Consider the following 17,834-nt stretch of genomic DNA (forward strand, 5'->3'; position numbering starts at 1 on the left):
CCCCGAAGACCAAGGCCCCGAACTCGAAGGCGCATCGCCCCGATGTGCAGCCGATCGGGCCGGCGCTGGCCGAGCTGCTCAATCCCGCGATCAATCGCGGCGATGCGGGCCTGGGATCGGGCACCGGCCTTCAGCCGCCGCCGGACAATTCGCGCGATCGCCGGTCCGGGGGCGAGGCCGCCGCGCATCGCGCGCGCGCATCAACGCCGAAGGAGTTTCCGCAGGATACGGCCAAGAACATTGCAAAGACTATTGCAAAGCCGATGCCGCCGCGGGCCTCGACCGAAGGCTTCGACGAAGCACCGCAGGCCAATTACGGAACCTCGGCCACGATCCCGAAACTCGATCCGGAACTGGCCCGTCAGCTCGGTCTTCCCACTGAAGAGGACGATGCCGAGGCGCTGGCGCGACCACCGCGCAGCAAGATGGAGGCGCTGGGCGTCAAGGCCACCGCGGATGCGCTGGAGGCGCTGATCCGCGAGGGCCGCCCGGAATTCCGCAAGGACGATGGCTCGATGCGGGTCTGGACGCCGCACCGGCCGCCGCGCCCGGAAAAATCCGAAGGCGGCGTGCGCTTCGAGATCAAGTCTGAATATGAGCCCAAGGGCGACCAGCCGACCGCGATTGCCGAGCTGGTCGAGGGCGTCGATCGCAACGATCGTTCGCAGGTGCTGCTCGGCGTCACCGGCTCGGGCAAGACTTACACGATGGCCAAGGTGATCGAGGCGACGCAGCGCCCCGCCCTGATCCTCGCGCCGAACAAGACGCTCGCCGCCCAGCTTTATGGCGAGTTCAAGAATTTCTTCCCCGACAACGCGGTCGAGTATTTCGTCTCCTACTACGACTATTACCAGCCGGAAGCCTACGTCCCGCGCACCGACACCTATATCGAGAAGGATTCCTCGATCAACGAGCAGATCGACCGCATGCGCCACTCGGCGACGCGCGCGCTGCTCGAACGCGACGACGTCATCATCGTCGCCTCTGTGTCCTGCATCTACGGTATCGGCTCGGTCGAGACCTACACCGCGATGACGTTCGCGCTGAAGAAGGGCGAGCGCATCGACCAGCGCCAGCTCATCGCCGACCTCGTCGCGCTCCAGTACAAGCGCACCCAGGCGGATTTCACCCGCGGCACGTTTCGCGTCCGCGGCGACGTCATCGACATCTTCCCCGCGCACTATGAGGACCGGGCCTGGCGCGTGAACCTGTTCGGCGACACCATCGAGAACATCGAGGAGTTCGATCCGCTCACCGGCCACAAGCAGGACGAGCTCGAATTCATCAAGATGTACGCCAACTCGCACTATGTGACGCCGCGCCCGACGCTGGTGCAGGCGATCAAGTCGATCAAGTTCGAATTGAAGCAGCGGCTGGACCAGCTCCACGATCAGGGGCGTCTTCTGGAGGCGCAGCGGCTGGAGCAGCGCACCACCTTCGACCTCGAGATGATGGAGGCGACGGGCAGCTGCGCCGGCATCGAGAACTATTCGCGCTATCTCACCGGCCGACGCCCCGGCGAGCCGCCGCCGACGCTGTTCGAATACGTCCCCGACAACGCGCTGATCTTCGCCGACGAGAGCCACGTCACAATCCCGCAGATCGGCGCCATGTTCCGCGGCGACTTCCGCCGCAAGGCGACGCTCGCCGAATACGGTTTCCGCCTGCCCTCCTGCATGGACAACCGCCCCTTGCGCTTCGAGGAGTGGGACATGATGCGGCCGCAGACCATCGCGGTGTCGGCGACGCCGAGCGGCTGGGAGCTCAACGAGAGCGGCGGCGTGTTCGTCGAGCAGGTGATCCGTCCCACCGGGCTGATTGATCCTCCCGTGGACATCCGCCCCGCCCGCACCCAGGTCGACGATCTCGTCGGCGAGGTCCGCGCCACCGCGCAGGCCGGCTATCGCTCGCTGATCACCGTGCTGACCAAACGCATGGCGGAGGACCTCACCGAATATTTGCACGAGCAGGGCATCCGCGTTCGCTACATGCACTCCGACATCGACACCATCGAACGCATCGAGATCATCAGGGATCTCCGCCTCGGCGCCTTCGACGCGCTGGTCGGCATCAACCTCTTGCGCGAAGGCCTCGACATTCCCGAATGCGCGCTGGTCGCGAATTCTCGACGCCGACAAGGAAGGTTTTCTGCGCAGCGAGACCTCGCTGATCCAGACCATCGGCCGCGCCGCGCGCAACGTCGACGGCAAGGTGATCCTCTACGCCGACCAGATGACCGGCTCGATGGAGCGCGCCATCGCCGAGACCAACCGCCGCCGCGAAAAGCAGGTCGAGTACAACACCGCCAACGGCATCACGCCGGAGAGCGTGAAGAAGCAGATCGGCGACATCCTCAACTCGGTCTACGAGCGCGATCACGTGCTGGTCGAGGTCGGCGGCCACGACATGACCGACGACGTCATCTCGATCGGCCACAATTTCGAGGCGGTGCTCGCCGATTTGGAAACGCGCATGCGCGAGGCCGCTGCCGATCTGAACTTCGAGGAAGCCGCCCGCCTGCGCGACGAAGTCAAGCGCCTGCGCGCCACCGAGCTCGCGGTGGTCGACGATCCCACCGCGAAACAACGCACCGTGCAGGGCAAGGCCGGCGCCTATGCGGGCAGCAAGAAGTACGGCGACGCCGCCAACCTCCCGGTCAGCGCGATGAAGAACAAGAGCGCCGCAACGGCGCTCAAGGCCGGCGGCGGCAAGGGCTCACGCGTCCACAAGCCGCATCTCGACGAGATGCACGGCCCGGAATCGCTGCCCTACCGCGCGAGCCCGACGCTGCCGTCAAAGCCGTTCGGCAGCACCAGCCGGATCATCCAGCCGACGGACTCGCGGCAATCGGGGCCAGAGTTCGGGCCCGCGCCGAAGTCGACGGGCGGGGCGCCGGGGCGACGGGGCGGGTGGAAGAAGAGGTAGGGGCATCCGCGCGAGTGGTGGCTATGGATTCCGGGCTCGCCGCTTTGCGGCGCCCCCGAATGACGAGGAGAGATTTGCGCTGCTCACCCCACGCTCGCCGTTACCACGGCCATCACCGACAGCAGCAGTACGATGGTCACGAGCTGGAGCGAGGCGACTGGCTGGGTGCGCCAGGCGGTGATCTTGTCGGACAGCGACAGATGGGCCTCGAAGAGTTTTGGCTCGTAGACGGTCTTGAAAACGGCGGGGAAGCTCGGGCCCAGGGTCACCGCGAGCAGCGCGTGCGCGAGCGAGGCGATGGCGACGAAGATAGCGACGCCGGGGTCGCCGACCAGATCGTGATTGCCGACGAGCTTGAGCAGGAACGTGGCGGCGGCGAAGGTCGGGAAACTCTGGAGGATCGCGGTCAGCGCGAGACCCTCGAGCGCGTTGTGCAGGCGGGACTTTCTGGCGGTGGCGATGGCGGCCATGGCACGTCTCCCTGATGACATGGGGATGACGGTAGCGGTGTCGGGACAGGAGTGATGTGCGATGGGTCACGCGGTGCGGCGGGCCCTTCACCTCGCCCCGCTTGCGGGGCATGGCTACCGCATGTGATCTCTTGGAGCCGCCTGAGCAAGCGCCTCGTCCTTCGAGACGACCGCTCCGCGGTCAAGATGAGGCTAATTGGCCCGCTGAAACTGCTGCCGCACACTCCGCCCTCATCCTGAGGAGCCCACCAAAGCGGGCGTCTCGCGCGAGCGGACGGGATGTAAGGTCGGGCGGCGGCTCCGCTGCCCGCCATCGCCATGGCGTCGTCCTGGCGAAGGCCAGGACCCATTACCCGGACTGCCGGTGTGCCGGCGCGCGGTCAACCACCAGCCTGCCCATTGCGGAGGCCGGTGGATATGGGTCCTGGCCTGCGCCAGGACGACACCGGGGGTGGACGCGGGCCTTCGGTTCCATAAGGCCTGCGCTCAGAGCCGGGAAAATACGGGACTCTGTTGTAAATCTCACAAACCGCGTTCAATGGTGCTTTGCGAAAACGTGAATTGCGTTTTGACCGAAATCCCGTAGTTATTCGTACACGAACGAGTTGAGCCCCGGCACCCTTACTGTGCATGGGGTTGTTTTCCGTTTTTTTGCAAGCCAGCTTCAGGACTGCCCAAAATGACAGAGCACAGCCTCTGGCGTTTCTCGCGCGCGTTGCACCGCGCGATCAACGACCGGCATTTCAGCGATATCGAGGCCCTGATCGACAAGGACATCGAGTGGGCGCTGTACGGCCCGATCGACATGTTTCCATTCCTCGGTGCACGGCAGGGCAAGGACGCCGTGCTCGACGTCATCCGCCAGCTCGCCGACAATTTCCATGTGCGCCGCTTCGATCGCGAGAGCATCATGCTCGGCGTCGATTCCGCCGCCTCGATGCTGCGCTATTCGCTGACGGCGCTCGATTCCAACAAGCCGATCAGCTTGCGCGTCGCGCAGTTCGCCCAGTTCAGGGCGGGCAAGCTCGTCAGCATGCGGGTGCTGATCGACACCTTCGACCTGGTCGAGCAGGCACTCGGCCGCGCCATTCATCTGCCGAAGATGAGCCGCGCCGGCTGAGGGGGACGCCAACGGGTCCCGCTGTTCGGGACCGATGACGACACTCACATGACGCCCTGGCCTCCAGCCCCGCCGGATGCGGCCGTGTCAGAAGCTCGTCATCGGGCGCGCGCCTGCCGCGCGGCCCGTTGGTTCGTCATTTCGCGGCGAGCCGTCACAATTTCGCGACGATGAATCAGCATGTTTCGCGGGGAATGGCGCGTGGCTGAAGGCCGATATATATTATCGAAAAGCATGCGCTGGGGTTCGCGGGCAGGACTATGGAATTCTCGACAGGGTTTGGCTGGACCAGGCTGCCGTTGCTGGCGGCCACCTTCATCTTGGGCTCGGTGTTGACGGTCTCGGCGCAGATCATTCCGCCCACAGCGGCCGCGCCTGACGACGAGGCTGAGACTGCGGCGGCGGAGGCCCTCGACGTCAACGACTCCGATGTGCTCAAAGGCATCGACGTCGACAAGCTCGACTGGAGCCAGCTCGCGGTCGATGCCGGCACCGGCATTGACCCCATGGCCGCCAAGAAGCGCGCCCAGGCCGCGGCCAAGGATGGCCTGGACTGGTCGTCGAACCCCAATGCAAACGGTTCCTCGGCGGTGACGGTGAAGCAATCCGTGTTCTCGTTCTGGGATACGCGGATCGGCGCCGACATGACGGTGACGCGCGAGCCGCGGACGATGTCCGAGCTGCTGGCGCAGAAGGCCACCAATGGCGGCAGCCTGCCGCAATCCTCCGGCAGCGCCTGGGCCGCCGCGACCGCGCCGGGCGCGGGCTCGATCTGGGACAAGACCGCGGTGGAGGCCCGGGTCGATCCCGGCACTGAACAGAGCAAGATCGGGGCCTCGCTGACCAAGTCGGTCCCGCTGTCCGGCGACACGTCGCTGACGCTCCAGAACGGCTACAGCGTCAACCAGCAGGGCACGACAGCCGTCCCCGGCATCGGCGGCCACATCACGCGAAATTACGAGACCGACCAATCGGCCAAGATCACCCTCACTGACACCGGAACCAGCATCACCGCCGGCCAGACGCTGTCGACCACCGACGACAAATGGCTGCGCAAGTTCGGCGCCGAGCAGAAGCTGTTCGACAACGTCACCGTCTCCGGCTCGGTCGGCGAGACCTCGCAAGGCACGATCAACAAGAGCCTGACGGCCGGGTTCAAGAAGAGCTGGTAGGGCGAGCCTCCACTCTCCCCTCATCCTGAGGGCGCTCCGAAGGAGCGCGTCTCGAAGGATCGAGGCCTCTCTGCTAGAGCGGGGCCTGCATGGTTCGAGACGCGCGCGAAGGGCGCGCTCCTCGCCATGAGGGGATAGGTTTGCCGTCGCGGCTCCCCTATTCACACTCTCCTAACCATACGCCACGGCAAAACCCCCGAATGGTCCGCCCTTGCCGCATCTCGGCCCATTTGCGGTCAAAATCGGGCGTCCTAGTCGCCAAAACAGACGTCGTCGTGCGGGGGACACTCGCGCCGCGCTCAAACGCGAAAAGGGGAATAACGATGAACGCCATCCGTCCGGAAAAGACCGAAACCACCGAGACCGAGACCGTCGACAACAACCTCGCCGCCGTGACCGAGGTCGAGGCCGGCATCCGCGATTTCGTCCGCAACGACATCGCCTATCTGCGCCGGCCGGCGGCCACGACCGACGCGCCGCCGCTCGACCCGAGCGCGGAAGCCACCGTCAACAACGTCAACTCGCTGATCCAGCGCGTGGCCGGAACCTCACTGGCCGAGATCGAGAATTTGATCTCCGAGCTCGAGAGCCTGCGCGACCTGCTCCATGCCGAAGGCCAGCGCGTCCAGCGCGAGATCTCCGGCTACGCCCAGCTCAGCCAGGCCGCGATGAAATCGACCCGCATGATCGCCGACAACGTTGCGCAGTGGAAGCGCGCCGCCGACGGCCTGCGCAACAGCTGATCGCAAGCACAGCTTCACGCGCCGCCGCGTTCCCGGAAGGGAGCGCGGCGGTTTTGATTCTGGGATGCGTGACGGGTGCTCACACGTTCCCCAATGAAGGTGTCATCGTCCGACTTGATCGGGCGATCCAGTATTCCAGAGACAGCAGTGATTGAACCGGGAGGCCGCGGCGTACTGGATGCCCCGGTCCTGCCAGGTCCAGCCGGGGCATGACAGCGGTGGATGTGGCGCGAACGGATGGCAGGGCAGCGGCGGCATGCGGCCACGCAGTCTACGCGCTCCACGCATCCCCGCTTTGAACCCTCCACCCCTCCCCGGCGACGAATGCCAAGCGCCCGCAGCCTTTCGGCCGGGCCGGGGGACATGTCATGGAAAGCATTCGGCCCGACAACACGGACCCTATATCGCTGCGGCCCGCGCCGAATCAGCTCGGCACGATCATGCTGCGCTTTGTCGGATTGCTGGCGGTTGCGGTCGCGGTGCTGGCGTTCGTCTACAGCCGCTGACACGGGGCCGGACGCGGCCCTTTAACGAACTCTTACCGGGCGGCTTCCACGGTCGAAGCTTCCAGGGTGTAGCCGCCATCGGCATAGCCCTTCACCACCATGCCGGCGACCAGCATCACGGCCAGCGTCGCGGTCGCGAAGATGAATCCGACAAATTTGAGTGCGCCGCGATCTGCCATGGTCCTCGTCCCCTGTCCTCTGCCAATTCGTTTCAAATAGACAGCGACAGGTTCATAATTAGTTAGCAACTCGGTGGTTCCGCCAAACTGCTTCGCGGTAACCATGTTGCGCAGGCTTATGGCAGCCGCCCGGAATCGCGTCCATAGCGCGCGGGCAACACTCCCGCACTCAATTGGACCGTTCATCTTGGAACAGGTCTAACCACCCTTCCGCATCGGCACGAAGGCGGTGGCGGTGATCGAGTAGACCTCCTCGCCGTGCTGGTTGGTGCCGGTGGTGCGGGCCGTCAAAATGCCCCAGCCGGGGCGCGAGCCTGAGGCGCGCTTGTCGATGACGACGCTGACGTAACTGACGGTGTCGCCGGCGAGCACCGGCCTGATCCAGCGCAGGTCGCGAAAGCCCGGCGACGGGCCCCACACCGCGACCTCCTCGCCGCGCGAGACAGCCTCACGCGCCAGGCGCTGGCCGTCGGCGACAAGCAGGCTCATGCAGGCCGAGCCGACATGCCAACCGGAGGCGGCGAGCCCGCCGAACAGCGAGTTCTTGCCTTCCTCTTCGTCGAGGTGAAAGCGCTGCGGGTCGAACTTCGCCGCGAAAGTCTTGATGGAGTCCGCCGTGAACGTATAGGTGCCGATCTCGCGGCGCTGGCCGATCTCGATGTCCTCGAAGAACCGCATCAGAGCGCTCCCTCGCGCCGCTTGATCAGGATCGGCGAGGTCATCTCGGCAAGGGCCTGCCCCGCCGCGTTGCGCGCGGTACATTTGAACTTGACGATGCCGAGCTCCGGGCGACTCTTCGAGGTGCGCGCCTCCACGACGTCGACGTCGAGCATGAGGTCGTCGCCGGGCCGGAGCGGAGACAACCAGCGCACCTCGTCGACGCCGGGCGAGCCGAGCGAAGCGGCGCGCGTGATAAAACCGTCGGCCATCATCCGCATCATCAGCGAACAGAGATGCCAGCCCGAGCCGGACAGGCCGCGCAGCATGCTTCTAGCCGCAGCCTCCTCATCGAGGTGCATCGGCTGCGGATCGAACTCGACGGCAAAGGCGAAAATCTCGTCGCGGGTGACATGGTGCGGGCCGAACGTTCCGAACCGCCCGGGCGGGAAATCTTCGAAGGTCAGGGTCATCTTGGGATTGATTTGTGGAAATGACAGATTGTGGCCGCACTTTACGGCAATCTCAACCCGCGGGCCCGCATGGCTCGTGCTACATTCGGCGCAGCGGGGTTGGTCTTGAGTTGGATCAACCGGGGGTCGGGATCATTGAGCAAGGCCCAATTTGGCAAGGCCGCTTTGCCCTGGGGAGAGCGATGTTTTCATTCAGCGACCTGTTTCAATGGGACCGCTTCATCACACCGACGATCATCAAGACCTTCTACTGGCTGGTGATCGCGCTGATCTGCCTGTTCGGCCTCTCCGGCATCTTCTCCGGCTTGGCTGCGATGGCGATCAGTCCGTTCGGCGGCTTCCTGGTGCTGCTGTCGTCGATTGCGAGCGTCGTCGTCGGCGTGGTGTTCTCGCGCATCCTCGCCGAGCTGATCCTGATCGTCTTCCGCATCAACGAGCATCTCGGCGCGATCAGGGACCAGGGCAGCGGGACGCGGTGAGGACGGCGCAGGTGCCGTAGGGTGGGTTAGCCGAAGGCGTAACCCACCAACTTCGTTCGGCAAACGCGGAAGCATGGTGGGTTACGCCTTCGACTGCGCTTCGCGCAGCCAAGGGCTAACCCACCCTACGAATTTATCGAGATCTTACGTATTAAACCTGAAATGCATCACGTCGCCGTCGGCGACGACGTATTCCTTGCCTTCGAGCCGCAGCTTGCCGGCATCACGGGCGCCGGCTTCGCCGCCGAGGGCGACGTAGTCGTCATACGCGATGGTCTCGGCGCGAATGAAACCCTTCTCGAAGTCGGTGTGGATCACACCGGCCGCCGCCGGCGCCTTGGTACCGCGATGGATGGTCCAGGCGCGCGCTTCCTTCGGCCCCACCGTGAAATAGGTGATGAGGTCGAGCAGCGTGTAGCCGGCGCGGATCAGGCGGTTGAGACCGGCTTCTTCGAGACCCAGCGTCTCCAGGAAGTCAGCGCGTTCTTCACGCGAGATTGTCGCGATCTCCGACTCGATCTTGGCGGAGATGACGACGGCGACGGCGCCTTCCTTGGCGGCCTGCTCCTGCACGGCCTTGGAGAACGAATTGCCTGTGGCGGCCGAGCCTTCCTCGACGTTGCAGACGTAGAGCACGGGCTTTGATGAGAGCAGCCCCAGCATGGAGAAAGCGCGCTCCTCCTCGGCCTTGCGCTCGACGAGGCGGGCGGGCTTGCCCTCGCGCAGCAGCACCAGCGTGCGGTTGACGAGGTCGAGCTGCTCCTTGGCGTCCTTGTCGTTGCCTTTGGCTTTCTTGGAGAGGTTGTCGACACGCTTCTCGAGGCTGTCGAGGTCGGCGAGCATCAGCTCGGTCTCGATGGTCTCGATGTCGGCGAGCGGCGCGATCTTGCCCTCGACATGGGTAACGTCGGAATCCTCAAAGCAGCGCACGACATGCGCGATCGCGTCGACCTCGCGGATGTTGGCGAGGAACTGGTTGCCGAGGCCTTCGCCCTTGGAGGCGCCGCGCACGAGGCCGGCGATGTCGACGAAGGTCAATCGCGTCGGGATGATCTGTCCCGACTTGGCGATGGCCGCGAGCTTCTCCTGCCGCGGATCGGGCACGGCGACTTCGCCGACATTCGGCTCGATCGTGCAGAACGGATAGTTCGCGGCCTGCGCCGCGGCCGTCTCGGTCAGCGCATTGAACAAGGTCGATTTGCCGACATTGGGCAACCCGACAATCCCGCATTTGAATCCCACGAGCGTTATTCCTTGCCGTTCTCGTCCTTGGTCAAAAATCCCTTCGCCTGCATGGCGAGATGCACCCTGTTGGCGAAGGTCGCGTCCGTGCCCTTGGCGATCAGTGCCGCGTGCTCGGCAACCGCGTTGCACAGCGTCGCCACCCATTCGTTGTCGGCCTTGGCGAAGTCCGACAGCACGTGGCCATGCACCAAGTCCTTGATGCCGGGATGACCGATGCCGAGCCGCACCCGGCGATAGTCGTTGCCGATATGGGCCGAGATCGAACGCAGGCCGTTGTGCCCGGCGATGCCGCCGCCGATCTTCACCCGCACCTTGCCCGGCGGCAGCTCGAGCTCGTCATGGAACACGGTGACGTCGCCCAGAGCGATCTTGAAGAAGCCTGCCGCCTCCTGCACGGCGCGGCCGGACTTGTTCATGTAGGTCGCGGGCTTGAGCAGGATGACGCGCTCGGTGCCGAGCGTGCCTTCCGAGGTCTCGCCCTGAAAGCGGCGGCGCCATGGCGCAAAGCCATGACGCCGCGCGATCTCGTCGACGGCCATGAAGCCGATATTGTGCCGGTTACGTGCGTATTTCGCGCCGGGATTGCCGAGCCCAACAAAGAGTTGCATGACGCGGCGCGCCCCTCGCTCGGCGCGCGATCAAGGACCGCGCGCCAGCTTTGAGAGATTACTTCTTCTTGTCGCCGCCGGCCGGAGCCTTGGCAGCCGCAGCCGGAGCAGCAGCGCCCGCAGCCGGAGCAGCCGCCGGAGCAGCAGCACCCGCGGCCGGAGCCGCACCACCCGCCGCAGCCGCAGCCGCCGCCTTCTGCTCTTCGGCGTAGCCCGACGGCGGGACGATGGTGACGAGGGTCGCGTCCTCGCGGGTCATCGCCTTCACACCGGCCGGCAGCTTGATGTCCGACAGATGCAGGGAGTGACCGATTTCGAGCGAGCCGACGTCGGCCTCGATGTATTGCGGAATGCTCTCGACACCGCATTCGAGGTCGATCGCGTGGGCGACGATGTTGACGGTGCCGCCGCGCTTCACGCCGGGCGAGCCTTCCGCCTTCACCACGTGCAAGGGCACGCTGATGCGGATGGTGGCGCCTTCGCCGAGCCGCATGAAGTCGACATGGATCGGGAAGTCCTTGACCGGATCGAGGTGATAGTCGCGCGGAATCACGCGGTGCTTCTTGCCCTCGAGGTCGATGTCGACCAGCGTGGTCAGGAACCGGCCGGCGAGGATGCGCTGGCGCAAGTCGCGATCTTCAATCGAGATCGTCACCGGGGGCTGGTTGTTGCCGTAGATCACTCCCGGCACTCTGCCGGCGCGACGCTCAGCCCGGGCGGCCCCCTTGCCGCTCTTCGGACGTGCGGTCGCCTTCAATTCCTTGACGGTCGTCGCCATGTCGTTAAGTCCTTGTTTTTGCAAAAGTTAATGGGCCGCAGCGCGGCCCATGGCATAGTCCGCAGCAAGCCTCCAGGGGTGCGGGGGCCGCAGACGTGGCGGGCTTTTACCCGGAAGATGCGGAAATGACAAGGAGAATGGGCTGCCGGCCCGAGTTCCCACCCTCCCCCTCCAGGGGAGGATAAGAGAAAGGATGCCCTTACGTCGGCGCGCCGCCGAGCTTGGCCTCCAGCGCGGCGATCCTTGCCTTCAGCGCCTCGTTCTCCTCGCGGGCGAGGCGGGCCATGTCCTTGACCGCCTCGAACTCCTCGCGCTTGACCAGATCCATGTCGCGCAGGAATTTTTCCGCCTGGGTGCGCATCACCGTGTCGAACTCGCGCTTGACGCCTTGGGCGGCACCGGCGGCGTCATTCATCAGGCGGCCGATCTCGTCGAAAAACCGGTTGCTGGTCTGGGTCATGGCGGCCTCCGATAAACTTTGCGCGAACTCTGCGAAACACAATGGCAATCCGAAGGGAACGGTTCAAGGGCCGAGCGGGGGTATCCTTGTCATGCTCCGGTTTCCTTGCAATCGTACTCAACGTCCCTGCATAAGAAGAATCACAGGGCGTCTGCTGGCGCTCGATCGCCGCAATCTCGTCCAGACATAGAAGGCGCGATGCCCTTTTTGCTCATCGACTTTCCAGCCTTCAAGCCGATCGCGATCGAGATCGGTCCGTTCGCGATCCGCTGGTACGCGCTGGCCTATATCTGCGGCATCGTGTTCGGCTGGCTCTATGCGCGCTCGCTCCTGAAGAACCACCGTCTGTGGGGCGGACCCGCACCGATCTCGCTGCTCCAGATCGACGACTTCATCCTCTGGGTCACGCTCGGCATCATCCTCGGCGGCCGCACTGGCTACGTCCTGTTCTACAATCTGCCTTTCTTCATCGAGCATCCCGCTGCGATCTTCAAATTGTGGGAGGGCGGATGTCCTTTCATGGCGGCTTCCTCGGCTGCGTCGTCGCGGTGATGTTGTTTGCTTATCGAGGCGGCATCTCGATCCTGTCGCTCGGCGACATCACCACCGCGGTCGCCCCGGTCGGGCTGCTGCTCGGACGCATCGCCAATTTCATCAATGGCGAATTGTGGGGCCGCGCCACCGATGCGAGCCTGCCTTGGGCGATGATCTTCCCGAACGATCCCACACAGCTGCCGCGCCATCCGAGCCAGCTCTATGAGGCCGGCATGGAGGGCATCCTGCTGTTCACGGTGCTCGCTCTCATGATCCGCTTCGGTGCCCTGAAGCGGCCCGGCATGATCCTCGGTGCCTTCATCCTGATCTATGGTCTGACCCGGATCGCCGGCGAACACTTCCGCGAACCCGACGCACAGCTCGGCTTCCTCTGGGGCGGATTAACCATGGGCATGCTGTTGTCGATCCCGATGCTTATCGTCGGCGCCATACTTATTGTATGGGCTATCCGGCGCGGCGCGCCGAAGCCTATCGAGGCCATTCGTTAAATCATTTCGAGAACATGGATCGTGACCGACTCGCCGCTACTCAACGAGATCAAGGCGCTGATCAAATCCTCAGGCCCGATGCCGGTCTGGCGCTACATGGAACTGTGCTTGATGCACCCGCGCTATGGCTATTACGTCTCGCGCGATCCGCTCGGGCGTGAGGGCGATTTCACCACCGCGCCCGAGGTCAGCCAGATGTTCGGCGAGCTCTTGGGGCTGTGGGCCGCCTCGGTGTGGAAGCAGATGGGCTCGCCGCAATTTCTGCGGTTGATCGAGCTCGGCCCCGGCCGCGGCACCATGATGGCGGACGCGCTGCGCGCATTGCGCGTGCTGCCGCCGCTCTACCAGGCGCTCTATATCCACATGGTCGAGGTCAATCCGGTGCTGCGCGACCGGCAGAGCGCGACACTGTCCGCCGTGCGCAACATCGCCTGGCACGACAGCATCGACGAGGTGCCGGAAGGCCCGAGCATCATCCTCGCCAATGAATATTTCGATGTGCTGCCGATCCATCAGATGGTCCGGCACGAGAACGGCTGGCACGAGCGCGTGATCGAGATCGATCCCAACGGCAAGCTTCAATTCGGCGCGGCGCCCGAGCCGACGCCGCGCTTCGACGTGCTGCTGCCGCCCTTGGTGCGTGCCGCGCCCATCGGCGCCGTGTTCGAATGGCGGCCCGATGGCGAGATCATGAAGCTTGCGACGCGCGTGCGCGACCAGGATGGCGCGGCGCTGATCATCGACTACGGCCATTTGCGCAGCGATGCCGGCGATACGTTTCAGGCCATTGCGCGTCACAGCTTCACCGATCCCTTGAAGGCGCCGGGCCAGGCCGACGTCACCGCCCATGTCGACTTCCAGGCGCTCGCGCGCGCGGCCGAGGATGTCGGCGCGCGCGTGCACGGGCCGGTGACGCAAGGCGACTTCCTCAAGCGCGTCGGCATCGGCACCCGCGCGGCGGCGCTGATGCAGAAGGCGCCGCCCGAAGTCGCCACCGACATTTCGGTGGCGCTCAAGCGTCTGACCGATACCGGGCGCAGCGGCATGGGCTCGATGTTCAAGGTGCTCGGCATCTCCGAGCCGCGGCTATCCGGCCTTGCCGGCCTCAGCGATCTCGAACAGGCTGGAGAGCCCTCATGACGCTTGTTTCGTCGCTGCTGTCGGCCGTGCCCGGTCTGCGCCACGCCTTCTTCACCCGCGAGGGCGGCGTCTCCAGCGGCATCTATTCGGCGCTGAACGGCGGGCTCGGCTCCAACGACGATCAGGCCCTCGTCGCGGAGAACCGCCGCCGCATGGCCGAACATGTCGGCGTCGCGCCGGAACGTTTCCTCAGCCTGCACCAGATCCATTCGCCCGACGTGCTCGTCGCCGAAATGCCGTGGCCGAGCAGACCGCGCCCGAAGGGTGACGCACTCGTCACCAAGACGCCCGGCATCGCGCTGGGCGTCTCCACCGCCGATTGCGGGCCGGTGCTGTTCGTCGATCCCAACGCACGCGTGATCGGCGGCGCCCATGCCGGCTGGAAGGGTGCGCTATCAGGCGTGCTGGAAGCAACGATCTCGGCAATGGAGAAACTCGGCGCCACCCGCGGCGGCATCATCGCCGCGATCGGCCCCTTGATCCGGCAGGAAAGTTACGAAGTCGGCAACGAGTTCGTGGCACGCTTCATCGAAGCCGACGCGGAGAACGCCATGTTCTTCATCCCGTCGGTGCGCGAGGGCCATGCGATGTTCGATCTCGCCGGCTTCATCCGCAAGCGGCTCGAAGCCGCCGGCATCCTGATGATCGACGATCTCGGCCTCGACACCTACGCCGACGAGCGCTTCTTCAGCTACCGCCGCTCGGTGCATCGCAAGGAGCCGGATTACGGCCGCCACATTCACGCGATCGCGCTGGAAGCGTGAACACACCGGCAACATTAACGATCGTCATTCCGGGGCTCGCGAAGCGAGAACCCGGAATCGATCGTGCGGCAGATCACACGGCGAAATGGATTCCGGGCTCGCGCCGGGTGGCGCGCCCCGGAATGACAGTGCGTTTGTGGCGCTCCCGCCCTAGACCTTAATCGATTTTAACGATATCGCTGCCCTCCATAATGAGGGAAGCGTCATCTTTTCCGCGCCGCGCGGGCTCGCGCGTGCTGGCGGTCATGCTGCTGGCGGCTGCGACCATGCTCGCCGGCTGCGCCGGCGGCAATGCGCCGAGCAATTCCTATGCGATGGCGCCGAGCGGTGGCAGCGGCGCAACGGTCGCCTTCGAATTGATCGATGGGCCACCACCGCAGGTGTTCGACCGCATGGTCGGCGTGCTCGACAGCGAATCGAAGCTGCGCAGCCTGTCCGTGGTCTCCCGCGAGGGCACGGCCGCCTATCGCGTGCGCAGCTACCTCTCCGCCCAGGTCGTGCGCGGCAAGACCGTGATCGCCTGGGTCTGGGATGTCTACGACGCCAACCAGCAGCGGGCGCTGCGCCTCTCCGGCGAGGAACCGACCTCGGCGAAGGGTGGCCGCGATGGTGCCCGTGATCCTTGGGCGGCTGCCGACGATCTCGTGCTGCGCAAGATCGCCCAGGCCGGATTCAGCGGACTTTCCAACATGATCAACGGAACGCCCGATGCCCCGGGCACTGCTCCGAACCTGCGGGGACCGGCGGTGGCAGGCGTGATCCGGGAGGCGCCGGCGGCGGAGATGCCGGTCACGGCGCTCGGCTATGCCGAGCAATAACCCCCGCTAAACCACGGGCCCAAGTTACGGCCAAACCGTTGGCCCGACTCGGGATTTTCGAAGGGAAAACGTAGCATCCCGGGTTGCCATTGCCGCCCCCGGCCTGACATCTCCTCGCCCGTCGTAACCGTGCTTCCAGTGGGTATTCGTAGGATGTTGAACGTCGTATCCAGCAAAGCGCGGGAGGAAGCGTCCATGTCGGCCAAAAACGGCTCCATCAAGCTCGTCGCCGGCAACTCCAATCCGGCTCTCGCTCAGGCCATTGCGCAAGGCCTCGACCTGCCGCTGACCAAGGCGGTGGTCCGGCGCTTTGCCGACATGGAGATCTTCGTCGAGATTCAGGAGAACGTCCGCGGCTCGGATGCGTTCATCATCCAGTCGACGTCCTTCCCGGCGAACGACCATCTGATGGAATTGCTGATCATCACCGACGCGCTGCGCCGCTCCTCGGCGCGCCGGATCACCGCGGTGCTGCCCTATTTCGGCTATGCCCGGCAGGACCGCAAATCGGGTTCGCGCACGCCGATCTCGGCCAAGCTCGTCGCCAATCTGATCATGCAGGCCGGCGTCGACCGCGTCATGACGCTCGACCTGCATGCCGGCCAGATCCAGGGCTTCTTCGACATCCCGACCGACAATCTCTACGCGGCCCCGCTGATGGTGCGCGACATCAAGGAGAAGTTCGACCTCTCCAAGGTGATGGTGATCTCGCCCGACGTCGGCGGCGTGGCCCGTGCGCGCGGCCTTGCCAAACGCATCAACACTCCACTCGCCATCGTCGACAAGCGCCGCGAGCGTCCGGGCGAGTCCGAGGTCATGAACGTGATCGGTGACGTCGCCGGCCACACCTGTATCCTCGTCGACGACATCGTCGATTCCGGCGGCACGCTGGTGAACGCAGCCGAACGCGCTGATCGCCAAGGGTGCCAAGGACGTCTACGCCTACATCACCCACGGCGTGCTCTCCGGCGGCGCCGCCGCCCGCATCTCCGGCTCGAAGCTGAAGGAGCTGGTGATCACCGACTCGATCCTGCCGACCGATGCGGTGACCAAGGCGCCGAACATCCGGATGCTGCCGATCGCCAGCCTGATCTCGGATGCGATCGCGCGCACGGCGGCCGAAGAGTCGGTGTCGAGCCTGTTCGACTGATTTTTCTTCTTCGCCTCTCCCCGCGTGCGGGGAGAGGCCGGATTGCATCGCAGATGCGATCCGGGTGAGGGGACTCTCCGCGAGTCCAACTCTCACCGTCCCCGCTGAGACTCCCCTCACCCCACCCTCTCCCCGCAAGCGGGGCGAGGGAGTGCGCGGTCCTTCCGCCCCTTACTACCCCACGATCCCCGCCGCGACCTGGCCGCGCAGGCGTTCGAGGCCGAGCAGTGTCTCCGCGCAGGCGGCCGCGACCTCCACGCCCTTGATCGCAAAATGCTTGCGGAAGAAGTCGTAGTGCACCTCGGTCTCGTGGAATTGCTGCGGCGTCAGCACCGCCGAGAACACCGGCACCTCGGTGCGCAGCTGCACGTCCATCAGCGCCTTGATCACTGTGTCGGCGACGAACTCATGGCGGTAGATGCCGCCATCGACGACGAGGCCGGCCGCGACGATCGCGGTGTAGCGCCGCGTCTTGGCGAGGACCTGTGCGTGCAGCGGGATCTCGAACGAGCCCGGCACCTCGAACACGTCGACATGGGTAAGGTGCCGCGCTTCTGCCTCCTTTAGGAAGGCGATGCGGGCCTCCGCGACCACGTCGCGGTGCCAGCAGGCCTGCACGAAGGCCACCCGCTGCGGCTTTGCGAAGCGCGGGTGTTCGGGCGCAGGATCCTGCGGAACCGGCGGTCGGGCGACCTCAGTTTCGACTTTGGAGGTTTGGACTTGGGGATCTTGCAACATCTGATTCATGGCTTTCCTCGGTTTAAGGACCAGAATCAGGGCACACGGAACGACAAACAGCCGCATCTTGCGATGCGTCTGCCACCGACCGTTCTCTTTCATCCGGACTTTGACCGTCGGCTTCGGAGTTGCACCGAATCTGCTGACCCTTCCCTTCAGTGAAATCCTTTTCAGGACAGAACCTGGGGGAAGGCGCTCGCGGGCTTAGGCCTTTCGGCCCTTACCGCCGGTGGGGACTTCACCCCGCCCTGAGAACATCGGCCGCTCGGGATGAACGGCCTGAGGCGAAATATGCCGCCGGCGAGCCGTCGCGGCAAGCGCGTTCCGCATGGGCAAATCGCATGGTCCCATGCCGTCGCGGTGGGA

17 protein-coding genes, 3 pseudogenes and 1 riboswitch are annotated in these 17,834 nt (G+C 65.0%); of the genes and pseudogenes, 12 read left to right on the plus strand and 8 right to left on the minus strand.

The features are described from left to right. Positions 1-515 precede the first annotated feature (515 nt). The 6 genes and pseudogenes from uvrB to ACSKB8_RS15825 form a co-directional block, all read left to right on the plus strand. A pseudogene (gene uvrB / locus ACSKB8_RS15800) lies at positions 516-2,141 on the plus strand (excinuclease ABC subunit UvrB); the annotation flags it as partial. Positions 2,142-2,244: 103 nt separating this feature from the next. Further along, on the plus strand, positions 2,245-2,925 hold the full coding sequence (locus ACSKB8_RS15805) for a UvrB/UvrC motif-containing protein (RefSeq protein ID WP_438110549.1): 681 nt from the start codon (positions 2,245-2,247) through the stop codon (positions 2,923-2,925). A 1,149-nt stretch (positions 2,926-4,074) separates the two neighbouring features. Continuing rightward, entirely contained in the window at positions 4,075-4,515 is a 441-nt protein-coding gene (locus tag ACSKB8_RS15810) for a nuclear transport factor 2 family protein (RefSeq protein WP_438105105.1), read from the plus strand. A 260-nt stretch (positions 4,516-4,775) separates the two neighbouring features. Then, entirely contained in the window at positions 4,776-5,687 is a 912-nt protein-coding gene (locus ACSKB8_RS15815; RefSeq protein ID WP_438105106.1) for a hypothetical protein, read from the plus strand. Positions 5,688-6,010: 323 nt separating this feature from the next. Then, on the plus strand, positions 6,011-6,430 hold the full coding sequence (locus ACSKB8_RS15820) for a hypothetical protein (RefSeq protein ID WP_438105108.1): 420 nt from the start codon (positions 6,011-6,013) through the stop codon (positions 6,428-6,430). A 368-nt stretch (positions 6,431-6,798) separates the two neighbouring features. After that, positions 6,799-6,936, plus strand: a complete 138-nt coding sequence (locus ACSKB8_RS15825; protein ID WP_438105110.1) for a hypothetical protein — start codon at positions 6,799-6,801, stop codon at positions 6,934-6,936. Positions 6,937-6,968: 32 nt separating this feature from the next. On the opposite strand, the gene ACSKB8_RS15830 is transcribed toward ACSKB8_RS15825, so the two are convergent. The 3 genes from ACSKB8_RS15830 to ACSKB8_RS15840 all read right to left on the minus strand — a co-directional run bounded on the left by ACSKB8_RS15830 (position 6,969) and on the right by ACSKB8_RS15840 (position 8,245). After that, the gene (locus ACSKB8_RS15830) at positions 6,969-7,115 is read right to left on the minus strand and encodes a hypothetical protein (protein ID WP_164934669.1); all 147 of its coding nucleotides are present in this window, start codon (positions 7,113-7,115) and stop codon (positions 6,969-6,971) included. Positions 7,116-7,313: 198 nt separating this feature from the next. Next, on the minus strand, positions 7,314-7,793 hold the full coding sequence (locus tag ACSKB8_RS15835) for a MaoC family dehydratase (protein WP_438105111.1): 480 nt from the start codon (positions 7,791-7,793) through the stop codon (positions 7,314-7,316). Further along, positions 7,793-8,245, minus strand: coding sequence for a MaoC family dehydratase (locus tag ACSKB8_RS15840; protein WP_438105113.1), 453 nt, complete (start codon positions 8,243-8,245; stop codon positions 7,793-7,795). Before ACSKB8_RS15840 ends, ACSKB8_RS15835 begins: the two co-directional genes overlap by 1 nt. 182 nt (positions 8,246-8,427) lie before the next feature. Here ACSKB8_RS15840 and ACSKB8_RS15845 point away from each other — a divergent pair, with 182 nt between their 5' ends. Continuing rightward, positions 8,428-8,724, plus strand: coding sequence for a DUF4282 domain-containing protein (locus tag ACSKB8_RS15845; RefSeq protein ID WP_091886710.1), 297 nt, complete (start codon positions 8,428-8,430; stop codon positions 8,722-8,724). 144 nt (positions 8,725-8,868) lie between these two features. Here ACSKB8_RS15845 and ychF read toward each other — a convergent pair whose 3' ends face one another. The 4 genes from ychF to ACSKB8_RS15865 form a co-directional block, all read right to left on the minus strand. Continuing rightward, complete coding sequence (gene ychF / locus ACSKB8_RS15850) at positions 8,869-9,966, minus strand: redox-regulated ATPase YchF (protein ID WP_438105115.1); 1,098 nt, start codon at positions 9,964-9,966, stop codon at positions 8,869-8,871. Between the two features lie 5 nt (positions 9,967-9,971). Continuing rightward, positions 9,972-10,577, minus strand: coding sequence for an aminoacyl-tRNA hydrolase (gene pth, locus ACSKB8_RS15855; RefSeq protein WP_438105117.1), 606 nt, complete (start codon positions 10,575-10,577; stop codon positions 9,972-9,974). A gap of 58 nt (positions 10,578-10,635) precedes the next feature. After that, the gene (locus tag ACSKB8_RS15860; protein WP_438105119.1) at positions 10,636-11,355 is read right to left on the minus strand and encodes a 50S ribosomal protein L25/general stress protein Ctc; all 720 of its coding nucleotides are present in this window, start codon (positions 11,353-11,355) and stop codon (positions 10,636-10,638) included. Positions 11,356-11,554: 199 nt separating this feature from the next. Continuing rightward, positions 11,555-11,815, minus strand: a complete 261-nt coding sequence (locus ACSKB8_RS15865; RefSeq protein ID WP_370986297.1) for an accessory factor UbiK family protein — start codon at positions 11,813-11,815, stop codon at positions 11,555-11,557. 198 nt (positions 11,816-12,013) lie between these two features. On the opposite strand from ACSKB8_RS15865, the pseudogene lgt reads away from it, so the two are divergent. The 5 genes and pseudogenes from lgt to ACSKB8_RS15890 all read left to right on the plus strand — a co-directional run bounded on the left by lgt (position 12,014) and on the right by ACSKB8_RS15890 (position 16,730). Further along, positions 12,014-12,858, plus strand: a pseudogene (lgt, locus tag ACSKB8_RS15870) (prolipoprotein diacylglyceryl transferase). Positions 12,859-12,879: 21 nt separating this feature from the next. Continuing rightward, positions 12,880-13,998: a class I SAM-dependent methyltransferase gene (locus ACSKB8_RS15875; RefSeq protein ID WP_438105121.1), complete on the plus strand. Its 1,119-nt coding sequence runs from the start codon at positions 12,880-12,882 to the stop codon at positions 13,996-13,998. Beyond that, a complete protein-coding gene (gene pgeF, locus ACSKB8_RS15880) occupies positions 13,995-14,762 on the plus strand; it encodes a peptidoglycan editing factor PgeF (protein ID WP_438105123.1) in 768 nt (255 codons plus the stop codon). Before ACSKB8_RS15875 ends, pgeF begins: the two co-directional genes overlap by 4 nt. Before the next feature lie 191 nt (positions 14,763-14,953). Continuing rightward, positions 14,954-15,580, plus strand: coding sequence for a hypothetical protein (locus tag ACSKB8_RS15885; RefSeq protein ID WP_438105125.1), 627 nt, complete (start codon positions 14,954-14,956; stop codon positions 15,578-15,580). Between the two features lie 195 nt (positions 15,581-15,775). Next, positions 15,776-16,730: pseudogene (locus tag ACSKB8_RS15890) on the plus strand (ribose-phosphate pyrophosphokinase). Positions 16,731-16,904: 174 nt separating this feature from the next. On the opposite strand, the gene ACSKB8_RS15895 reads toward ACSKB8_RS15890, so the two are convergent. Further along, positions 16,905-17,477 (minus strand): 6,7-dimethyl-8-ribityllumazine synthase, encoded by a 573-nt coding sequence (locus ACSKB8_RS15895; protein WP_438105127.1) that lies wholly within the window; start codon positions 17,475-17,477, stop codon positions 16,905-16,907. A gap of 77 nt (positions 17,478-17,554) precedes the next feature. Continuing rightward, a riboswitch (FMN riboswitch) is annotated at positions 17,555-17,728 on the minus strand. Positions 17,729-17,834 lie beyond the last annotated feature (106 nt).

Source organism: Bradyrhizobium sp. BR 1432 (genome assembly GCF_051547705.1).
Classification (GTDB): Bacteria; Pseudomonadota; Alphaproteobacteria; order Rhizobiales; family Xanthobacteraceae; genus Bradyrhizobium; species Bradyrhizobium zhanjiangense.